This is a genomic window from Nocardioides sp. GCM10030259 (assembly GCF_042666375.1).
Taxonomy (GTDB): domain Bacteria; phylum Actinomycetota; class Actinomycetes; order Propionibacteriales; family Nocardioidaceae; genus Nocardioides.
On record NZ_JBHTDF010000025.1, the window covers coordinates 273,616 to 294,163 of the forward strand.

A 20,548-nucleotide genomic window follows, 5' to 3' on the forward strand; every position below is an offset into this window, starting at 1 on the left:
AGATGCACCACGGACGCGGCGTGTCCGCTTGCATCCGGTGATCGAACTTCTCCCCTGTAGTTCGAGCCCGCGGCGCCTCAGGGCAACGGGTCGAGTCCGTGCAGCGGGAACACCTCCGTGCGGGTCGCGTGGATGGCCCGGTCGAGCCAGGCCTCGGGGTCGTAGCCGTCCCTCCAGTCACGGTACGCCGGGGTCCGGCCGTCCGTGAGCCGCAGGGGCGCGGACCGGCCCAGGTGCTCCCGGACGTGCTCGCGCCAGGCGCCCGGCGTGGCCACCCCCGGCTCGAGCGGCCGCCCGCCGACGATCGCCAGCAGGTGGCTCCACGCGCGCGGCACCACGTCGACCAGGGCGTAGCCGCCTCCGCCGGTCGCCACCCACCGGCCGTCGCAGAGCTCGTGGGCGAGCTCGTGGAGCGCGAGGTACGCCGCACGCTGGCCGTCCACCGTCAGCATCAGGTGGGCGAGCGGGTCGTCGGCGTGGGAGTCGCAGCCGTGCTGCGTCACGAGCACCTGTGGCCGGAACTCCCGCAGCAGCGGCGGCACCACCGCGTGGAAGGCGCGCAGCCAGCCGGCGTCGCCGGTGCCCGGCGGCAGCGCGACGTTGACCGCCGACCCCTGCGCCTCGGGGCCGCCGACGTCGGCGGGGAACCCGGTGCCCGGGAAGAGGATCTGCCCGGTCTCGTGCAGCGAGATCGTGAGCACCCGCGGGTCGTCCCAGAAGATCCGCTCGACGCCGTCGCCGTGGTGGACGTCGACGTCGACGTACGCGACCCGCTCCGCGCCCTGGTCGAGCAGGTGCCGGATGCCGACCGCGACGTCGTTGTAGATGCAGAAGCCGCTCACCCGGTCGGGCATCGCGTGGTGCAGGCCGCCGGTGATGTTGACGGCGTGCGCCGACTCCCCGCTCCACACCTGGCGGAACGCCTCCACGCTCGCGCCGACGATGTGCGCGGCGGCGTGGTGCATCTCGCGGAAGACCGGGTTGTCGTCGGAGCCGAGCCCGTGGACGTCGTCGACCGTCCCCGGGTTGCTGCCGGCCCGCATGACGGCCTCGATCAGCTCCGGGCGGTGCACGGTGGCGATCACGTCGTCGCCGGCGATCGGCGCGGGTACGACGCGCAGCCGGTCGCCCACGATCCCGAGCTCGGTCGCGAGCCGCATCGTCAGGTCGACGCGGAGCGGGGCCATCGGGTGCTCGGGCCCGAAGTCGTACTCCGTCAGGCTCTGGTCGAAGACGACCGTCGCCGGTCCCGAGCACTCCACCGACGACTGGGCCATGTGACGGACGCTACCGCTACAGTGGGCGCGTGCCGACGACCCGTTCCATCCTCCGCACCACCGCGTGGTGGCCCGCCTGACGGCGGCCCACCCTCTCAGCACACCTCACACGGCCGCCCACGGGCGGCCGTTCTCGCGTTCCACCCGTGGGCTCTCACACCCAGGAGATCCCATGCACCGCACCCTTTCGCTGCTCACCCCGAGCGGCCACCTCACGCTCGGCAACCTGCTGGGCGCGCTCCGCCCGATGGCGGCCGGCCAGCACGACGCCGACTCGTTCTACGGCATCGCCGACCTGCACGCCCTGACGACCCCGCACGACCCGGCCCGGCTGCGCGAGCTCGCCCGCGAGACGGCCACGCTGCTGCTCGCGGCCGGCCTCGACGACTCGACGCTCTTCGTGCAGAGCCGGGTGCCGGCGCACGCCCAGCTCGCCTACCTGCTCGAGTGCACGGCGTACACCGGTGAACTGAACCGGATGATCCAGTTCAAGGAGAAGGGGCGCGGCGTGGACGCCACGCGCGTCTCGCTCTACACGTATCCGGCGCTGATGGCGGCCGACATCCTGCTCTACCGGCCGCAGCAGGTGCCGGTCGGCGCCGACCAGCGCCAGCACGTCGAGCTGACCCGGGACCTCGCGATCCGCTTCAACAACGCCTACGGCCCGGTGTTCACGGTGCCCGAGGTGACGGTGCCGCCCGTCGGCGCGCGGGTCATGCGGCTCGACGACCCGACCCGCAAGATGGGCAAGTCCGACGCCTCCGCGGCAGGCGTGATCGCGCTGCTCGACCCGCCCGACGTCGTACGCCGCAAGGTCGCCCGCGCGGTGACCGACTCCGACACGGGCGCCGACGCCGTGCGCCGCGACCCCGCCAAGCCCGGCGTGACCAACCTGCTGGAGATCCTCGCGGCCTGCGGCGGCAGCGCCGAGGGCGTCACGACGTACGGCGCCCTGAAGCGCGCCGTCACCGACGCGGTCGTGGCCGAGCTGGAGCCGCTGCAGAAGAGGTACGCCGAGCTCGCGGACGACCCCCTCCACGTCGACGCCGTGTTCCGCGCCGGCGCCGAGCGCTGCCGTGAGGTCACCGCGCCCGTGCTGGCGGCCGCGGAGGCCGCGATCGGGCTGTAGGGGTCAGAGCAGCCGGCGCAGGGCCCGCTCGGACTCGGTGGGGAGCTTGACGGGCACCGGCTCCGCGAGGGCGCGCAGGCGCCAGCCGTCGCCCTCGCGGGCGATCCGCGCCAGCACGACCCCGGTCTCGGGGATGCCGAGGGTGAGCGTCACCCGGGCGAGCTCGGTGTCGGTCTCGTCGACGACCCGGCAGTAGGCGTTGGCGACCCACTCCAGCGACTGGCCCTGGTAGCTGGTGACGAGCAGGAAGATCGTGTCGATCTGGGGGTGGACGCCGCTCAGGTCGATGCTGATGATCTCGTCGTCGCCCGAGCCCGTGCCGGTGGTGTTGTCGCCGAGGTGCACGACCGAGCCGTCGCGGGTCCGGGTGTTGTTGTAGAAGGCGATGTCGAAGAGCCGGCCACCGCCGAACTGGATCGCCGACGCGTCGAGGTCGACCTGACGGCCGGCGGTGCTCAGCGCGTTCGCGTTCGGCTGCTGGTCCCAGCCCAGCCCCATCAGGAGCTTGCCGGACAGCTCGATCTCCTGGCCGATCTGCAGCTCGATCACGCTGACGAATCTAGCGCGTCGTCTCGGCGAGCTCCTTCAGCGTGAGCAGCTGCTTGCGCATCATCACCAGGTCGCCCCAGGCCAGCAGCCGCGAGCACGCCCACGCGACCGGCCCGCGCTGACCGGTCGTGATGCGGCAGACCAGCCGGCTCCCCTCGCCGTCCGGCTCCACGGCGTACGTCACCGCGGTGCGCCCGAAGGCCTTCGGGATCGTGTAGCCGCTCCACTGGCGCCCGGGCTCGACGTCGGTCACCCGGAAGACCTGCACCCGCTGACCGACCTCGGGGTCGCCCACTCCCGGCGTGAGCCCGCGCGGGCTGCGACGGCCCCGATTGTCGATCCAGTCGTAGGAGTACGGCGCGACCTCCATCTGGCAGAGCCAGCGCCAGGCGACGGCGGGGTCGGCGTCCACGTGGACCGCGCGGGTCATCCGGAGGACGGGCCCCTCGACCATCGAGTCGGCCGGGTAGGCGCGGCGCAGGTCGGCCCGCGTGCAGCCCCACGCCAGTGGGATCACGCCGGCCATCGGCTCAGCTGCCCGCGGCCAGGGCGCTGGAGCGGTCGCGTGCCGCCTCCATCGCGGCGAGGAACGCCGCGCGCACCTTGTGGATCTCGAGCTCGCGGAGCGCCGCGGCCGTGGTGCCCCCGGGCGAGGTGACCTGCTCGCGCAGCACGACGGGGTGGGTCCCGGTCTCGCGCAGCATCTTGGCCGAGCCGACCACGGTCTGGACGACGAGGTCGGTGGCGGTCGAGCGCGGCAGCCCCAGGTGGACGCCGGCCTCGATCATCGACTCGACGACGAAGAAGATGTAGGCGGGGCCGGAGCCGGAGATCGCCGTGACCGCGTCCTGCTGGCGCTCGGGGATCCGCAGCACCCGGCCGACCGACGCCATCAGCGCCTCGGCCTCGGCGAGGTGCCCGTCGTCGCAGTGGGAGCCGGGCGAGATCGCGGCCATGCCCTCGTCGACCAGCGCCGGCGTGTTGGGCATGACCCGGACGACGGCGACGCCCTCGGGCACACGCGCCTCGATGAAGGTCGTGGTGATGCCCGCGGCCAGCGAGACGACGAGCTGGCCGGGGCGCAGCTCGGGGGCGATCTCGTCGAGCAGGTCGCCCATGTCCTGGGGCTTGACGACCAGCGCGAGGGTGTCGGCCTTGCGAGCCGCCTCGCGGTTGGTGACCACGGCGACGCCGTACCGCTCCTCGAGCTCGCGGGCCCGCTCGGCGCGCTTCTCGCCGACGAGCAGGTTGTCGACCCGGCGGCCCGCGCGGACCAGGCCGGAGAGGAGGGTCTCCCCCATCACGCCGGCTCCGAGGATCGCGGTCTGCGCCATCTCTCCCACCTACTTCTTCGAGATCAGGGACCGCAGGAAGAATGTCAGGTTCTGCGGACGCTCGGCCATCCTTCTCATCAGGTAGCCGTACCACTCGGTGCCGTAGGGCACGTAGACGCGCATCCGCTCGCCGCGCTCGGCCAGGCGGCGCTGCTCGTCGGTGCGGATGCCGTAGAGCATCTGGAACTCGTAGGTGCCCGGGGCGCGGCCGTAGCGGCTGGCGAGCGACGAGGCGATCTCGACCATCCGCGGGTCGTGGGTCGCGATCATCGGGTAGCCCTCGCCGGCGAGCAGCACCTTCAGGCAGCGCACGTAGGACTTGTCGACCTCGATGCGGTCCTGGAAGGCGACCGTCTCGGGCTCGAGGTAGGCGCCCTTGCAGAGCCGCACGCGGGAGCCCTCGTGGGCCAGCGCGCGGCAGTCGGCCTCGGTGCGGTGCAGCATCGCCTGCAGCACGGCGCCGGTCTCGGGGAAGTCCTTCCGCAGCTCGCGCAGGATCGTCAGCGTCGAGTCGGTGGTGGTGTGGTCCTCCATGTCGAGCGTGACCGTGGTGCCGGCGTTGCGGGCGGCGCGGCAGATCGTGCGGGCGTTCTCGAGCGCGATCTTGTGGCCGTTGTCCGGGAGGAACTGCCCGATGGCGCTCAGCTTCACCGACACCTCGGCGTTGCGCGTCAGGCCGCGCGCGGCGAGCTCCTGGAGCAGGTCGAGGTACGCCGCCACGGTGGCGTCGGCCTGGGCGGCGTCCAGCGTGTCCTCGCCGAGGAAGTCCAGCGTGGCGCGGAGGCCGTCGTCGACCAGCCCGGCCGTCGCATCGACCGCGGACTGCGTGGACTCGCCCGGGACGTAGCTGTGCACGATGCCGGACGAGACCGGCATGGTGCTGACGAGGGTCTTCACCATCCCGCTGCGAGCGAGCAGGAGGAGCGGCTGACGGAGCAGTGGCATGGGTCTCAGGCTACGACCGCCCTAGTCGGTACGGCGGCGGAGGGTGGCTGCGCCGAGGCCGAGACCCGCGAGCGCGAAGCCGGCCACCACGGCCAGGTCCTGCCAGACCTCGCTCGTGCTGCTGGTGAGCGTGAGGGTCTGCATGGCGTCGACGGCGTAGCTGAGCGGGAGCACGTCGCTGACCGCGGAGAGCACGTCGGGCAGCTGGTCGCGCGGCACGAACAGGCCGCAGAGGAGGATCTGCGGGATCACCAGCGCCGGCATGAACTGCACGGCCTGGAACTCCGTGCGGGCGAACGCGCTGACGAAGAGTCCCAGCGCCGAGCCGAGCACCGCGTCGACGACCGCGACCACGGTCAGCAGCCACACCGGCCCCAGCACCTCCAGGTCGAGCAGGCCGACGCTCAACGCCACCGCGAGCACCGACTGCACGGCCGCGACGACGCCGAACGCCACGCCGTACCCGAGCAGGAAGTCGAGCTTGCCCATCGGCATCGCGAGCAGCCGCTCGAGCGTGCCGCTGGAGCGCTCGCGCAGGGTGGTGACGCTGGTGACGAGGAACATCACGATGAACGGGAACATCGCCAGCAGCGCCGGCCCCACCTGGCCGAAGACCGGGGTGTCCTCGAACATCCACCACAGCAGGGTGATCAGCAGGCACGGCACCAGGAGCAGCATCGCGAGCGTGCGGTGGTCGCGCCGGAGCTGGGTGAGGACGCGGCCGGTGATCGCCAGCGTGATGCGGGGGTTCATGCCGCCGCTCGTTCCACGATCGCGAGGAACGCCGACTCGACGTCGTCGGCACCGGCCTTCTGCCGGATCTCGTCGGGGCTGCCGTCGGCGATGATCCGGCCCTCCCGCATCAGCAGCAGCCGGTCGCAGCGGTCGGCCTCGTCCATCACGTGGCTGGACACGAAGACCGCGGCGCCGCCGTCGGCGATCCGGTGGAACAGCGCCCACAGGTCGCGGCGCAGCACCGGGTCGAGGCCGACCGTCGGCTCGTCGAGCACCAGCATCTCGGGCTTCCCGAGCAGGGCTACCGCGAGGCTGGCCCGGGAGCGCTGGCCGCCGCTGAGCCGGCCGACGACCTGGTCGCGGTGGCTCGCCAGGTCGACCGCGTCGATGGCGCGGTCGACGTCGTCGCGGCCGGTCCCGAGCACCCGCGCGAAGAACCGGAGGTTCTCGACGACCGTCAGGTCGTCGTACACGCTCGCCGCCTGGGTGACGTAACCGACCCGCGACCGCAGCGGCGCGCTGCCGGCGGGCTCGCCGAAGACGCTGACGCTGCCCGACCGCACCCGCTGGACGCCGACCAGGCAGCGCATCAGCGTCGACTTGCCGCACCCACTCGGGCCGAGCAGGCCGGTGACGCCGCCGCCGATCGTGATGTCGAGGTGCTCCAGCACCGTGCGCCCGCCCCGGACCACGTGCAGGTCCCGGATCTCCACCGCGTTTTTCACCATGTGATGAATTGTGCGCCCTGGAGTGGGCGGTCGACAAGGGCGGCAGCCCTACGGCAGGGGCATCTCGAAGTAGCGCTGGATGGTGGGGGCGACCGCGGCGACGACGTCCTCGGCGGGCATGGAGGCGAGCGGCTCGAGCTCGAGGACGTAGCGGCCGACGATCAGCCCGAAGACCTGGCTCGCGACGAACGGCAGCCGGCGCTCCGGCTGGTCCAGGCCGAGGGCGGTGGCGACCGGCATGATGATCGCCGGGAGGAAGCCCTCGCGGATCAGCACGGCCCCCTCGGGCTCGAGGATGCCGCGGACCACACCGAGCAGGGAGGGTTGCAGCTCGGGATCGTCCCAGACGCCGAGGAACGTCGTCAGCAGCCGCTCGGCCGCGCCCTTGAGGCCACCGGCCACCGCCGGCAGGATCACGCTGGTCGGGTCGATGGGGAGCTCGAGGGCGGCGACGAAGAGGTCGTGCTTGGTGCCGAAGTAGTGGTGCACGAGGGCCGCGTCGACGCCGGCGTCGGCAGCGACGGCGCGGACCGACGTACGTCCGTAGCCGTGCTCCGCGAAGCGCGCCCGGGCGGCCGCGAGGATCGCCGCCCGGGTGTCGGGTGCGCCCGGCCGGCGACCGCGGCGCGGGGCGGCGGACGTCACGTCGCCTCGACCGCCAGGTGCTGGCGGGCGAACTCCAGCGACTCGCGCAGGTCGCGCTCGCGCTCGGCCCGGTCGGCGCACTTGCGGGTGTTGATCTCCAGCACGACCTCGCCGCGGAACCCGGTCGTCGCGAGGTGCCGCAGGAACACGTCGGCGCCCGTCGTCCCGCGACCGGGGACGAGGTGCTCGTCCTTGGCCGAGCGCGTGCCGTCGGTCAGGTGGATGTGCCGCAGCCGGTCGCCGAGACGCGTCGCCATCGCGACCACGTCGGCGTGCGCGATCGAGGCGTGCGACAGGTCGATCGTGGTGTTGGCGTACGACTCGTCGGAGGGGTCCCAGCCGGGCAGGTACATCTCCATCGAGCGGCCCGACGTGCGCCACGGGTACATGTTCTCGACCGCGAAGGCCAGGCCCGTGGAGGCCTCGAGCGCGGCGATGCCGTCGACGAAGTCGCGGGCGTAGGTCTTCTGCCACCGGAACGGCGGGTGCACGACGACCACCTCGGCGCCGACCGCGTGCGCCATCTCCGCCGAGCGCTCGAGCTTGCCCCACGGCTCGGTGCCCCAGACCCGCTGGGTGAAGAGCAGGCAGGGGGCGTGCACGGCCGAGATCGGCATGTCGTGGTGCTCCGAGAGCTGCCGGATCGCCGCCGTCTGCTGGCTCAGCGCGTCGATGCCGACCATGACCTCGACCGCCTCGTAGCCGAGGGACGCGGCGTACGAGAACGCGTGGGCGGACGACTCGGGGTAGACCGAGACCGTCGAGAGCCCGATGCGCGGCATGGCGCTCACCCCTGGCCGATCTGGTCGAGCCGCTCGAGGATCACTCCCTCGCGCAGCGCCCACGGGCAGATCTCGAGCGCCCCGAGCTCGAGGATGTCCATCACGGCCTCGGCGACGAGCGCCCCGGGCAGGATCTGGTGGGCGCGTCCGGCCGACACGCCCGGCAGCTCGGCGAGCTCGTCGTGCCGCATCGCGGCCAGCTTGGGGATCCACTCCACGACGGCGTCCAACGGCAGCGACCGCGGCACCATCGGCCCCTCGGCCGACGGCGCGGCACCGCAGACGCGGGCCAGCGAGCGGAACGTCTTCGACGTCGCGGCGGCGTGGTCGGGCACGCCGTGCCGCAGGAGCCGACCGGCGTCGCGGGCGATCTCGGTCCGGATCAGCTTGCGCATCGCGCGCAGCGCATCCTCGTCGACGGGCGCGGCCGGGAAGTGCTGGCGCGCGAGCCGGGCGGCACCGAGCGGCAGCGACCACGCCACCTCGGGCTCCTCGTCCGCGCCGCCCGCGACCTCCAGCGACCCGCCGCCGATGTCGAACACCCAGAGCCGCCCCGCCGACCAGCCGAGCCACCGGCGTACGGCGAGGAACGTCAGTCGCGCCTCGTCGTCGCCCGACAGCACCGGGATCGGCAGGCCCGTGCGGTCGGCGATCTCGGCCAGCGCGGCGTCGGAGTTCACCGCGTCCCGCACCGCGGACGTCGCGAACGCGAGCATGTCCTCGCAGCCCTTGTCCTCCGCGACCCGCTGCGCCTGCACCGTGAACGCCGCGAGGGCGTCGATCCCCTGCTGGGACACGGCACCACTGCCGTCGAGGTGCTCGGCGAGCCGCAGCGGCTCCTTGTAGGAGTACGCCGGTAGCGGGGCCGCGCCACGGTGGGCGTCGACCACGAGGAGGTGGCCCGTGTTGGACCCGATGTCGAGGACGCCCAGGCGCATGGATCCCACGCTACTAGGAGACGTCAGGTCGCCACGTAGGGTTGGGGTGTGCCCGAAGTCGACCTGGTCTTCCCCCGCGCCTACGTGGAGTTCGTGAACCCGGCCGACGAGTCGGAGGTGATGCGCTGCGACCTCACCTGGCTGACGTCGAGCTACATGTGCATCTTCGGCCAGGGCTGTCCCGGCATCTACGCCGACGCGCCCGACGTCGGCTGCTGCACGCTCGGCGCGCACTTCGCCGACAAGGCCGACGAGAAGCGCGTCGCGGCGTACGTCGAGATGCTCGACGAGAATCTCTGGCAGCAGAAGCCGCGCGACCGACCGGTCAAGAAGAAGGACTGGATCGAGCTCGACGAGGACGGCGAGCGCAAGACCCGCACCACCGAGGTCGACGGCCAGCAGGCGTGCGTCTTCCACAATCGCAAGGACTTCGCTCCGCCGACGGGAGGGGGCGGCGCCGGCTGCGCGCTGCACGCCCTCGCCTACGTGCTCGGGAAGAACCCGGTCGAGACCAAGCCCGACGTGTGCTGGCAGCTGCCGATCCGGCGGACGTTCCGCACCGTCGAGCGCCAGGACGGCACGACGTACACCGAGGTCTCGATCGGCGAGTACGACCGCCGCGGCTGGGGTCCCGGCGGCCACGACCTCGACTGGTACTGCTCCGGCAACACCGAGGCCCACGTCGCGCCCGAGCCCGTCTACGTCACCCACGAGGCCGAGCTGACCGAGCTGATGGGCAAGCCGGCGTACGACGAGCTGGTGCGGCACTGCGACGCGCACGTGCGGTCGCGCTCGGCGCTCGCGCTGCACCCTGCCGACCCGCGCTGACGCGCTGCCGACCCGCGCTAGGAGCGTCGTCGGCGGCCGACGACCACGAGGCCGAGGCCCAGGACCACGGCCCCGAGCCCGGCGAGCAGGAGCGCCAGCGCCGGCCCGCCCGTGCCGGGCAGTGGACCGTCACCGGGGAGGTTGCCCCCGGACGGCCCGCCCGAGTCGTCATCGGGCCCGTCGCCCGGCTCGTCACTCGGTCCGCCGCCGGGGTCCGGGCCGTCGTCCGCGCTGCGCACCGGAACGGCGTCGCGCGAGGTGTCGTTCGCGGGGTTCGTGTCGGGCTCGGCACTGCTGACGGTGGCCCGCAGCCGGACCTGGCTGCCCGCCGGAGCGGTGACGGTCCCGCTGACCCGCAGCGTCACCCGCTGCCCCGGGGCCAGGGTGCCGACCTCGCAGACCAGCACCCGCGCGGCCCTCGCCTGGCGAGCGGCGACGACCTCGCACCCGGGCGCGGAGACGTTGCGCAGGCCGTCCGGGACGGGCATCCGGACGACGACGTCCGTGGCCGTCCCCGGCCCGTGGTTGCGGACGACCGCGGTGAAGCGCGCGGTGCCGCCCGGACGGACGCGCTGCTGCTGCGCCTGCACCCGGACGCCCACGTCGGTGTCGACCGATCCCGGCTGACCGGGCTCCTCCGGACCCGCCACGACCGGATCGCAGGCCCTCGCCTCGTTGTCGCTGTAGGCGTCGTCCTCCGGGTCGTCGACGGCGATGGGGTCCAGCGAGCCGGAGCCGACCAGTGCGCCGTTGCAGAGCTGGCTGCCGGCAGCCCCGGCGGCGACGTCGAACGTCACGAGGGCGGAGGCCGTCTCCCCGACCCTGAGGCTGCCCATCGGGCACTTGACGATCGTCTCGGTGTCGTGGACCTCGGGCGCGGGGCACGACTCGCCGGCCCCGTTGGTCGCGGAGACGAACCTCATGCCGTCGGGGACGGTGTCGGAGATGACGGTGTTGTTGGCGACGGAGGGCCCGTTGTTGTGGATCGTCAACCGCCAGGTGGCCTGCTGTCCGGCCACCATCGGGTGGGGGCGCACCAGGGTCTTGCGGATGCTGGTGTCGGAGACGCGCTGCACGAAGACCGTCTCCGTCGTCCGGTTGTTCTCGAGGGCGACCTCCGGGGTGCTGGACCGGATCGTCGAGGTGCCGGAGTAGGCGCCCGACGGGGTGTCTCCGGGGACGTGCATGACGACGACGTTCGTAGCTGCGCCGCCGGGCTCCCACGCCGCGCCCGGTGTCTGCGGCTCGCAGTGCAGGGTGTACGCGATGTCGCGCCAGGGTTCGGTCTCCGGATCCTCGGGCGGGTCCGGGCTCCAGGTGCAGTCGTTGAACGGCACCCTGACGCCGTCCGGCACCGGTACGAACCCGCGCGGGAACACCGTGTCGCCGCTGGTGCCGACGGCCGTCGAGGGCCCGTTGTTGACCGCGAAGCCGGTGAAGGTGATCTGCTCCCCGGCCGCCGGGGTGCTCGTGCTCACCGCCGCCGAGATCCCCAGGTCGGTGAGGCGCGCCACCGCGACCTCGGCGGCGACCGTGTTGTTGCCCAGGTCGCCGTCGTTGGCCAGCAGGCCGACCGTGGCCGTGTTGGTCGCGGTGGTCGCACCCATCGTGGCGTCGGTGGTCGCGACGACGTGGACCGATCGCGACTCGCCGGCCGGCACCGCGCCGACCCGGCAGGCGATCCGCTGGCCCGGGCCGTCTGGGACCTGCGGCGCTGCCTGGGTCTCGTCCACGGGCGTGGTCTGCGGAGGCGGACAGTCGCTCCCGTCGGGGTCGTCGAGGGTGAACCCGACCGGCAGCCGGTCGGTGATCACCGCGTGCTCCACCCCGGACGGTCCGGCGTTGACGACGGTCAGCGTGTACCCGATCGAACCCCCCGCGTTGACGGTGCCGGACTCGGGGGTCTTCACGATCTGCAGGTCCGCGATCTCGACGACGTCGACGGCGACGGTGTCGCTGACCTCGGACGCGCCGTCCAGCAGGGGCGTGCCGGTGGTGGCGACGGCGGTGTTCGCGACCTGCTCGGCGAAGCGGTCACCCCCGTTGAGGTTGTTCGCGTCGGGGTGGAGCACGCCGTGGACCGTGACGACGGCCGGCTGCGCCGGCGTGCTGCCTGCGAAGCCCGCGACCGTCCCGAGCGGACACGTGACGACGTACCGACCCGTCGTCGGGTCGGCCGGCTGCGCGATGTCGCACGCGCCTCCCGGGGCGGTCGCCTGCTGGGCGATGAACCCGAGCGGCAGCTCGTCGGTGACCACCACGTCCTCGGCGTCGGCGAGCCCCGTGTTGCCGGCGACGACCTCGCCCGGCGCCTGGTCGGGCACCCGGACCGCGACCTGGTAGGTGAACGGACCGCCGGCGACGAACGACGGGTGCGGGTCCGCCGGCTCGTCGGGGTTCGGCGTGGTGTCGAGCGCCGACTTGGTCACGGTGAGGTCGGTGACCGCCGGGCCGACGGTGAACGACGTCTGGGCGCGGTTGTTGAGCAGGACCGGCGGGGTGTTGTGGCCGGGGACGTCCTGGTCGAACTCCTGGGTGCTGGTGGAGACCTGGACGTAGCCGGGGTAGGCACCCGGATCGGCGTACCCGGTCACGACGAACTCGAACGTGTACGCCTGGCTCTCGCCGAACCCCAGGTCTCCGATCGGGCACACCAGCTCGAGGTTGACGACGTCGCAGCCGTCGGGCAGGTTCCCGAGCGTCGCGGGGCTGACCCAGGCGTCGAGGACGTCGAGCCCGATCCGCAGCTGGGTGTCCCGGGCCGTCGACGGGCCGTTGTTGCCGACGTCGAACGACATCGTCCAGCTCGACCCCGGCCCGGTGTGGTCGGGGTCGAAGGGCTGGATCGCGAGTCCCCCGACGAACGGGTCGGCCAGGGTGAGCACGGCGGTGGACGCCTGCGCGGTGTTGTTGGAGAGGTTGTTGTCGGGGTTGGCCACGGGAGCGCCGGTGTCGACGCTGGCGTTGTTGACCAGGGTCGTGCCGGCCGGGACGTCGTCGCCGATGGCCACCGGGACGGTGAGCGTCACCGTGGCGCCGGCGTCGAGGTTCTCCCCGAGCTGGCAGGTCAGCGTCTGTCCCTCGAGGTCGCAGGCCACCGGGACGCCCTGGTCCCCGATGGCCGCCGTCACGGCTCCGACGCCGCCCCGGAGTCCCACTCCGTCGGGCAGGGTGTCGACGACGACGGGCGCGACCGCGTCGAGGTCGTCGGCCTCGCCGGGCGGGGTGTTGTTCGTGACCGTGAGCGTGTAGCTCGGGTTGAGCGGACTGCCCGGCGGGAAGCTTCCCGCGTACGCCGTCGCCGGCGCGTCCTTGGTGATCGAGAGGTCGGTCGTCGGTGTCCCCTGGAGCGTCCAGGTCGCCTCGTTGTCGGTGGCGTCGGTGTCGCCCGCGGCCGCGATCTCGACCGTCTCGACGATCTCGGTGATGGTCGGGTCGTCGGACAGCGGCTCGTCGGTCGACATCGTCACGGTGATGGTGACCTGCTCCCCCGGCGCGAGCTCGGGGATCTGGCACGTGACGAGCCCCTGGTCCTGGTCGGGAGCGGGCTGCGGGGTGCCGGCCTGCGTCGTGTCGCAGGTGGCCGGGGCGCCGGACGTCGTCACGCCGTCGAGGTCTAGCACGAGCGGCACGAGGTCGCGGACCGCGACGTCCCGTGCGGTCGAGGGACCGTTGTTGACCACGGCGATGACGTAGGGAATGGTCGACGGCTCGCCCGGGATCGTCGAGCGGTTGGCGGTCTTGCTCACGGCGACGTCGTAGGACGAGGTGACCGCGGTCGTCGCGGTCGCGCTGTTGTTGCCCGGCGCGGGGTCGGTGGTGCTCGTCGTCGCCGTGGCCGTGTTGCTCAGCGAGCCCGTCGCGCCGGCGCCGACCGTGCCGACGACGGTCACGCTCACGGAGCCGCCCGCCACGCCGGGCCCGTTGGACAACAGCGTCCCGATGCCGGTGCAGGTCACGACCTGCCCCGCGATGGTGCAGGTCCCGCGCGATGGCTGCGCGCTGACCGGCGTCACGCCGGCGGGTAGCGGGTCGGTGATCACGAGGTCGTCGGCGTCGGAGGGGCCGAAGTTGGTCGCGGTGACCGTGTAGCTGACCTGCGTGCCCGCGACCACGGAGTCGGGACCGGTCTTCGTCACCCGCACGTCGGCCTGCGGGGCCGTGGTGGTCACGGTGGCCGAGTCGGCGTTGTTGCCGGGAGTCGGGTCGGGCGTGTCGGAGGCGACCCGTGCGGCGTTGACCACGTCGGTCCCGGCCGGGAGGTTCGTGGCCAGGACTCCGGTGATGGTCACGGTCGCGGTCGCGCCGGCGGGGAGGGTGGCCAGGGCACAGCGCACGCTGCGGCCGACCGGGTCGGTGCACGACCCGCCCGTGCCGCCGGTGATCGTGGCGTCGGTGATGTTCGCGAGCCCGGCGACGTCGAACGCGTCGTCGATGCGGACGTTGACCGCGTCGGAGGCGGTGCCGTTGCTGACCGTCAGGGTCCAGGTGACCTGCTCGCCGGCGACACCGGTCTGCGTCACGGGCGTCTTGGTGAGGGACAGGTCCGCCTGCCGGTTGAGCGCGATCGAGGCACCGGAGATGTTGTCGGCGGGGTCGGGGTCGAAGGCCGTCGTGACCACGGTCGCGACGTTCGTCAGCGTCGTGGCCGTCGAGCTCGGGCTCGTCGTGCCGGTGAGCGTGATCGTCGCGGTCCCGTTGTCGGGGAGGTTCCCCAGGTCGCAGGTCACCGTGCCGCCGCCCACGGCGCAGGAGCCCTGGGAGGTCGCGGCGGAGACGCCGTTCCAGCCCCCCGGGACGGGGTCGGTGACGACGACGCCCGTCGCGGCGTTCGGGCCGTCGTTGGCCACCTCCAGCGTCGCCGTGACGGTCGACCCCACAGCGGCCGGGCTGGGCGTCATCGTCTTCACGACGGACACGTCGGCCTGCTGGACGACGTCCACGCTCGCCGGGTTGGTGGTGTACGTCGCCGACGTGTCGGTCGTCTCGGTGCGGTAGTCGAGGTTCGCGAGGTTGGTGACGGTCGTGCCGCCGGCGGCGTCGTCGAGGGTCACCTGGAACGTGTAGCTCTGCCGCGAGGTGCCGTTGTCGGCGCAGCCTGTCCCCGAGCAGGCCATCCGGCCGCCGGTCGCGCCGGTCGCGCCGGACCCGAGCCTGACGCGGACCGTGCGGCCGTCGATCTCGCCACGGTCGCCGTCGCCGGCGTCGCTCAACGGAGTCGTGGCGCCGGTCAGCGGGTTGACGAGGGCGAGCGAGCCGGGCACGTAGGTGGTGTTCGGCGGCAGCACGTCGGTCGACACGACGCCGACCGCCGGGTCCTGGCCCGTGTTGGCGTAGTTGAGCGTGTACTGCAGCGTGTCCCCGGGCCGCGACGGACTGTTGCCGTCGACGTTGACGACGCTCTTCGAGGAGGCCGTGAAGTCGGGGGCGTAGAGGTTGATCGCGAGGCCGACGACGCCGGGGTAGTAGACGTCGCCGTTGCTGGAGAAGGTGAACCTCGCGCTGGTGGCGCTGTTGGGGATCGCGCCGGACGCGCCGAGGTTCTTGATGTCGAAGCCGAGCATGTTGCGGTCGGCGGGGGTGCGCGTCGTGACCGACGTGCCGTTGAGCGCGTTGACGCTGTCGAAGAAGTTGGAGCCCGGCGAGGTCGCCGTCGCGAGCTGGGTGTTGTTGAGCCGCGTGAAGTCGCCGGTCTGCGACAGGTCGCCCTCGTAGGCGAGCATGGTGAGCTGCGCGTCGACCGTGCCGGCGGCCGGCGCCAGGAACCCGGAGATGTTGACGGTCTGCGGCTGGCCGGAGCTCACGACGTCGAAGCCGTCGAAGACGCTCAGGTTGCGCAGCGGCAGGCCGGGCGCCGAGTAGGCGATGGTCAGCGCCCAGCCGGCGTACCGGTCCTGCCCGGTCGCGGCCGCGACGTTGGCTCCCCAGTAGGCGCCGTTGCCGGCGGCCTGCACCAGCGAGGTCACGTCGGCGAAGCGCTGGTAGGCGTTGTAGCTGGAGTTGTTGGGCCCGAACTGGTCGTGCGCGGCGGTGCTGGCCACGATCGTCTGGTAGCTGCCTCCCGGGACCTGGAGCAGCATCTGGTCGATGTCGGCCGCGGAGGCTCCCGAGCCGCCGGAGCCGGCCTCGAGCCGTGCGCCCCAGTAGAGGCCGGCCCAGAGCACGGTGGAGCCGGCCGGGAGGTCGAGCTGCGAGGAGGAGGAGTTGAACGTCGACGCGCTGCTGTCCGCGTCGAGCCGTCGCATGTGGTAGCTGTTGTTGTCGATCACGGCGCCGTTGCGGGCGTCCGAGCAGTGGATCCGGTCGGCAGTCGCTTCACCCGGGCAGGTCAACAGGTTGTTGCCGATCGACAGCAGCGCGCCGTTCGCGTTCGCCTGGAACTTCGGGGTGAAGGCCACCGTGTTGGCGGCGTGCGCGATCTCCTGCGGGACGGCGGTGAGGAAGGCGCCGAGGGCGACGAGCGTCGCGACGTACGAGACCAGCCGGCGCACCTTCCGCCGGGCGTCCGGTTCCGCCCTCTCATCACCCATGTGCCCTCGCTCCGAGTCTGGCGATGCGGGTGCCGGTGCCGTCCCCGGGGACGATCCGGGATCGCCAGCGTAACCCCAGTCTCGCCCGTTGGGCAGGGCAGCAAACCGGTCGGCCGGGCCGCCGCGGGACCTCTCGACGTCAAGAAACCCGGACCCCGGTGTGCCGGCTTGTCAAGGGGGAACACACAATCACTGCATGCGCCTGGACCATCTCTCTTTCGCCGCAGGACCGGATGGCCTGGCCAGCACTGCCCGTCGACTCGGGGGACTGCTCGGCCAGGAGTTCGTCGACGGCGGCGTGCACCCCCGCTTCGGCACCCGCAACATGATCCTGCCGCTCGCAGGTGACACCTACCTCGAGATCGTCGAGGCCCTGGACCACCCGGCGTCCGACAAGGCGCCGTTCGGCCAGGCCGTCAAGGCCCGGTCCGCCCTCGGCGGCGGCTGGCTCGGCTGGGTCGTCGCGGTCAAGGACATCTCGATCGTGGAGAAGCGGCTGGGCCGCGAGTCCGCCCACGGCAACCGGCACCGGCCCGACGGCTCCGAGCTGCTGTGGAAGCAGATCGGCGTCAACGGCCTGATCGCCGACCCGCAGCTGCCGTTCTTCATCGAGTGGGAGAGCCCCCGCGAGATGCACCCGAGCACGGGCGCCGACGTCGCGTTCTCCCTGCACTGCCTGGAGATCGCGGGCGACCCGCTGCGCGTCAGTGAGTGGCTCGGCGAGTCGGTCGAGGCGCCGCTGGAGGACGTCAAGGTCGAGTGGGTCGCCCCCAACGGCACCCCGGGCATCCTGGCCGCGCAGGTGCAGACGCCCAACGGGCTCGTCCGGCTCTGACCATCTCCCCCGGGGCTCGCCCGAGCCCCAACATCTGGCACCACACGGCGACGTACGAGACCGAGAACCGCGCGGTCGACCCGGACGGCGCCATCGAGGCCGCGATGCGGTCGGTCGCGACGTGGGACGGGCGCACGGTCCTCGACGTCGGCTGCGGCACCGGGTTCCACCTGCCCCGGTTCGCCGCGACCGCGTCCGCGGTCGTCGGCGTGGAGCCGCACGGCGACCTCGTGTCGCTCGCCCGCCGACGCACCCGCCGGCTCCCGAACGTCGGGGTTCACCAGGGCAGCGCGCAGGAGCTGCCGCTGCCGGATGCGTCCGTCGACGTCGTGCACGCGCGGTGGGCCTACTTCTTCGGGCCCGGCTGCGAGCCCGGCCTCGCCGAGCTCGACCGGGTCGTGCGCCGCGGCGGCACGGCCTACGTCGTCGACAACGACCCGACCCGATCGACCTTCGGCTCGTGGTTCCGCCGCGGCTACCCCGAGGTCGACCCGGTCGCCGTCGAGCGCTTCTGGTCGACGCGCGGCTGGACCCGTATCCCCGTCGACACCCGGTGGTCCTTCGGATCGCGCGCCGACCTCGAGAGCGTCGTGCGCATCGAGTTCACCGCGCCGGTCGCCGAGGCGGTCCTCGCCGAGCACGCCGGCACCGAGGTCGACTACGCCGTCAACGTGTGGTGGAAGGGCTTCTAGGAGGACCCGCGTACGGCGAGCGTCGGGGTGAGCATCACGCCGGGCCCGACGGCCGGCGGGTGGGCGAGCAGGCCCGCGAGCGCCGAGACGACGTGGACGGCGACGTCCTCGAGCGGCTGCCGCACGGACGTCAGCCCGGGCGACACGACCTGGGCGACCTGGGAGTCGTCGAATCCGATGACGGCGACGTGCTCGCCGGCGCGCAGCCCGCGTTCGGCCAGCGTGTGCAGCACGCCCATCGCCAGGGTGTCGCTGGCGCAGACGAAGGCCGACGGCCGGGCGCTGTCGAGCAGGTGGGCGCTCGCCTCGCGTCCGGAGGCCACGGTGTCCTCGACCCGCGACGCGAGGCCGGTCGTGGGGAGCCCCCGGTCGTGCATGGCCCGCGTCCACCCCGACCGGCGGTCCTCGCCGATGCGGGAGTCCTTGCGCCAGCCGATCCACGCGATGCGCTCGTGCCCCTTGTCGAGCAGGTGGGTCGTGGCCCGCTCGGTGCCGGCGGCGCCGTCGACGTCCACCCAGGGGTGCCGGGCCTGCGGGTTCTCCCACGGACGCCCGAACGCGACGAACGGCGCGCGGCGCTCCTCGAGCCAGGCGGCCTGCGGGTTGCCGAGGTAGGTGTCGGTGACGACGAACGCGTCGACGGCGGTCGAGCGGAGCAGGTCGTCGTACCCCTCCACCGGGTCGATGCCGTCACCGGCGAAGAGCAGTACGTGGTAGCCGGCCTCGCGCGAGGTCTCGACGAGCGAGTGCACGAAGCGGTCCATGGTCGCGTTCGCGGTGCCCTCCTGGGCCGGACCGATCCGCATCCCGATCAGCTGGGAGGAGCGGGTGCGCAGGTTGCGGGCGGCCCGGTTGGGCGAGTAGCCGAGCTCGGCGATCGCCCCCTGCACCCGCTGCAGGGTGTCGGGGCGCAGCAGGTCGGGGTTGTTGATCGCGTTGGAGACGGTCTGGCGCGAGACCCCGGCGCGCTCGGCGACGTCGGCCAGGGTCGGTGGGGTCACGGGCATCGCCAGGCCGCGGTAGGGCCGGCGAACGGCGGGCTGGTCGGACACCCCCACCTCCTCAGCGCACGCAGGGTCGCCCTTGATCGATCCAATGACATCACATGAGCCGCTGTCGGCGCCGCCGCCTACCGTGTGCGCCATGCCGAAGACCGCCAGACCCGCCTACCGCTGCTCCGAGTGCGGGTGGGAGACCGCGAAGTGGGTGGGACGCTGCGGCGAGTGCCAGGCCTGGGGATCGGTGGCCGAGGCCGCCGTCGTCCGCACCGGCCGCACCACCGCGAGCCCGGTGACCACGCCGGCGGTCCCGATCGGCCAGGTGTCGGTGGAGGAGTCGGCGTTCCGCACCAGCGGGGTGCCCGAGCTCGACCGCGTGCTCGGCGGCGGCCTGGTCCCGGGCGCCGCGATCCTGCTCGCCGGCGAGCCCGGCGTCGGCAAGAGCACGCTGCTGCTCGAGGTCGCCGCCCAGACGGCGCGCTACCAGCGCCGCACGCTCTACGTCACCGGCGAGGAGTCCGCCGCGCAGGTCCGGCTGCGAGCCGACCGCACCGGCGGCGTCCACGACGAGCTGTTCCTCGCGGCCGAGACCGACCTCGGCGCCGTGCTCACCCACATCGAGCAGGTCCGTCCCACGCTGCTGGTCGTCGACTCGGTCCAGACGATCGGCGCCGCCGGGGTCGAGGGGGTGCCGGGTGGCGTCACCCAGGTCAAGGAGGTCGCGGCCGCGCTGATCCGGGTCGCCAAGACCCGCAACATCACGACGGTGCTCGTCGGCCACGTCACCAAGGACGGCTCGATCGCGGGGCCGCGCGTGCTCGAGCACCTCGTCGACGTGGTGCTGCACTTCGAGGGCGACCGCAACTCCCGGTTCCGCATGGTGCGCGCGATGAAGAACCGCTTCGGGCCGGTCGACGAGGTCGGCTGCTTCGACCTCGGGGCCGACGGCATCAGCGCGGTCACCGACCCGACCGGGCTGTTCGTCGAGAACCACCACACCCAGGTGCCCGGCACCTGCGTGGCGGTCTCGATGGAGGGCCGCCGGCCGATGCTCGCGGAGGTCCAGGCACTGGTGACCCACAGCGCCGCGGAGCGACCACGACGTACGACGTCCGGGCTCGACTCGTCCCGCGTCGCGATGGTGATGGCGGTGCTCCACCAGCACTGCGGCATCCGGCTGCAGACGATGGACGTGTTCGCGTCGACGGTCGGGGGCGCCCGGGTCGTCGAGCCGGCGAGCGACCTCGCGTCCGCCGTCGCACTCGCATCGGCGTTCCGGGGCGTGCCCGCCCCGCGGGGGCTGGTCGCCATGGGCGAGATCGGCCTGGCCGGCGAGCTGCGCCGGGTCCGCGACCTGCCGCAGCGGCTCGGGGAGGCCGCCCGGCTCGGCTTCCAGCTCGCGGTCGTGCCGGCCGAGCCGGGGCGCGGGGGGCCGCGGTCACCGGAGTCGTGGACCGTCGACGGCATGCGGGTCATCGACGTGCCCGACGTCCGCTCCGCGCTGCGCCTCGTCGACCTGGTGTCCGACGCCGGCCCGAGCCGGCCGCACTCTCTGTGAGCGATCTGTGACCTTGCGGACGGCTCCCTCCCCCTAGACTGACCG

Annotated in this window: 17 protein-coding genes; 5 read left to right on the plus strand and 12 right to left on the minus strand. The window is 72.9% G+C overall.

All coding sequences use genetic code 11. The features are described 5' to 3' along the window. Nucleotides 1-77: 77 nt before the first annotated feature. The gene (locus ACFQQI_RS20775) at nt 78-1,277 is read right to left on the minus strand and encodes an acetoin utilization protein AcuC (protein WP_378568130.1); all 1,200 of its coding nucleotides are present in this window, start codon (nt 1,275-1,277) and stop codon (nt 78-80) included. A gap of 172 nt (nt 1,278-1,449) precedes the next feature. Here ACFQQI_RS20775 and trpS point away from each other — a divergent pair, with 172 nt between their 5' ends. Continuing rightward, on the plus strand, nt 1,450-2,406 hold the full coding sequence (trpS, locus tag ACFQQI_RS20780; RefSeq protein ID WP_378568132.1) for a tryptophan--tRNA ligase: 957 nt from the start codon (nt 1,450-1,452) through the stop codon (nt 2,404-2,406). Nucleotides 2,407-2,409: 3 nt separating this feature from the next. Here trpS and ACFQQI_RS20785 read toward each other — a convergent pair whose 3' ends face one another. Genes ACFQQI_RS20785 through ACFQQI_RS20825 form a run of 9 tightly spaced genes read right to left on the minus strand, consistent with a single transcriptional unit; the run spans nt 2,410 to nt 9,062 of the window. After that, nucleotides 2,410-2,955 (minus strand): TerD family protein, encoded by a 546-nt coding sequence (locus tag ACFQQI_RS20785; protein ID WP_378568134.1) that lies wholly within the window; start codon nt 2,953-2,955, stop codon nt 2,410-2,412. 10 nt (nt 2,956-2,965) lie between these two features. Beyond that, a complete protein-coding gene (locus tag ACFQQI_RS20790) occupies nt 2,966-3,481 on the minus strand; it encodes a hypothetical protein (protein ID WP_378568135.1) in 516 nt (171 codons plus the stop codon). 4 nt (nt 3,482-3,485) lie between these two features. Continuing rightward, the gene (proC, locus tag ACFQQI_RS20795) at nt 3,486-4,289 is read right to left on the minus strand and encodes a pyrroline-5-carboxylate reductase (protein ID WP_378568137.1); all 804 of its coding nucleotides are present in this window, start codon (nt 4,287-4,289) and stop codon (nt 3,486-3,488) included. Nucleotides 4,290-4,298: 9 nt separating this feature from the next. Continuing rightward, on the minus strand, nt 4,299-5,228 hold the full coding sequence (locus tag ACFQQI_RS20800) for a proline dehydrogenase family protein (protein ID WP_378569048.1): 930 nt from the start codon (nt 5,226-5,228) through the stop codon (nt 4,299-4,301). Between the two features lie 27 nt (nt 5,229-5,255). Then, entirely contained in the window at nt 5,256-5,987 is a 732-nt protein-coding gene (locus ACFQQI_RS20805; RefSeq protein WP_378568139.1) for an ABC transporter permease, read from the minus strand. After that, on the minus strand, nt 5,984-6,697 hold the full coding sequence (locus tag ACFQQI_RS20810; RefSeq protein WP_378568141.1) for an ABC transporter ATP-binding protein: 714 nt from the start codon (nt 6,695-6,697) through the stop codon (nt 5,984-5,986). The genes ACFQQI_RS20805 and ACFQQI_RS20810 overlap by 4 nt, the downstream gene beginning before the upstream one ends. Nucleotides 6,698-6,745: 48 nt before the next feature. Continuing rightward, the gene (locus tag ACFQQI_RS20815; RefSeq protein ID WP_378568143.1) at nt 6,746-7,342 is read right to left on the minus strand and encodes a TetR family transcriptional regulator; all 597 of its coding nucleotides are present in this window, start codon (nt 7,340-7,342) and stop codon (nt 6,746-6,748) included. Further along, complete coding sequence (locus ACFQQI_RS20820) at nt 7,339-8,124, minus strand: sugar phosphate isomerase/epimerase family protein (protein WP_378568145.1); 786 nt, start codon at nt 8,122-8,124, stop codon at nt 7,339-7,341. The genes ACFQQI_RS20815 and ACFQQI_RS20820 overlap by 4 nt, the downstream gene beginning before the upstream one ends. Before the next feature lie 5 nt (nt 8,125-8,129). Beyond that, nucleotides 8,130-9,062, minus strand: a complete 933-nt coding sequence (locus tag ACFQQI_RS20825) for a Ppx/GppA family phosphatase (protein ID WP_378568147.1) — start codon at nt 9,060-9,062, stop codon at nt 8,130-8,132. Nucleotides 9,063-9,110: 48 nt separating this feature from the next. Here ACFQQI_RS20825 and ACFQQI_RS20830 point away from each other — a divergent pair, with 48 nt between their 5' ends. Beyond that, nucleotides 9,111-9,890: a hypothetical protein gene (locus tag ACFQQI_RS20830; RefSeq protein WP_378568149.1), complete on the plus strand. Its 780-nt coding sequence runs from the start codon at nt 9,111-9,113 to the stop codon at nt 9,888-9,890. A 17-nt stretch (nt 9,891-9,907) separates the two neighbouring features. On the opposite strand, the gene ACFQQI_RS20835 is transcribed toward ACFQQI_RS20830, so the two are convergent. Continuing rightward, a complete protein-coding gene (locus ACFQQI_RS20835; protein WP_378568151.1) occupies nt 9,908-16,420 on the minus strand; it encodes a hypothetical protein in 6,513 nt (2,170 codons plus the stop codon). A 196-nt stretch (nt 16,421-16,616) separates the two neighbouring features. Here ACFQQI_RS20835 and ACFQQI_RS20840 point away from each other — a divergent pair, with 196 nt between their 5' ends. Together ACFQQI_RS20840 and ACFQQI_RS20845 are read left to right on the plus strand one after the other, a co-directional pair. After that, complete coding sequence (locus ACFQQI_RS20840; RefSeq protein ID WP_378568153.1) at nt 16,617-17,255, plus strand: VOC family protein; 639 nt, start codon at nt 16,617-16,619, stop codon at nt 17,253-17,255. Between the two features lie 104 nt (nt 17,256-17,359). After that, on the plus strand, nt 17,360-17,947 hold the full coding sequence (locus tag ACFQQI_RS20845; protein WP_378568155.1) for a class I SAM-dependent methyltransferase: 588 nt from the start codon (nt 17,360-17,362) through the stop codon (nt 17,945-17,947). On the opposite strand, the gene ACFQQI_RS20850 is transcribed toward ACFQQI_RS20845, so the two are convergent. Further along, nucleotides 17,944-18,999, minus strand: coding sequence for a LacI family DNA-binding transcriptional regulator (locus ACFQQI_RS20850; protein WP_378568157.1), 1,056 nt, complete (start codon nt 18,997-18,999; stop codon nt 17,944-17,946). The two genes, ACFQQI_RS20845 and ACFQQI_RS20850, sit on opposite strands and share 4 nt — an antisense overlap. A 91-nt stretch (nt 19,000-19,090) precedes the next feature. Here ACFQQI_RS20850 and radA point away from each other — a divergent pair, with 91 nt between their 5' ends. Further along, nucleotides 19,091-20,503 (plus strand): DNA repair protein RadA, encoded by a 1,413-nt coding sequence (gene radA, locus ACFQQI_RS20855; protein WP_378568159.1) that lies wholly within the window; start codon nt 19,091-19,093, stop codon nt 20,501-20,503. Nucleotides 20,504-20,548: the final 45 nt, after the last annotated feature.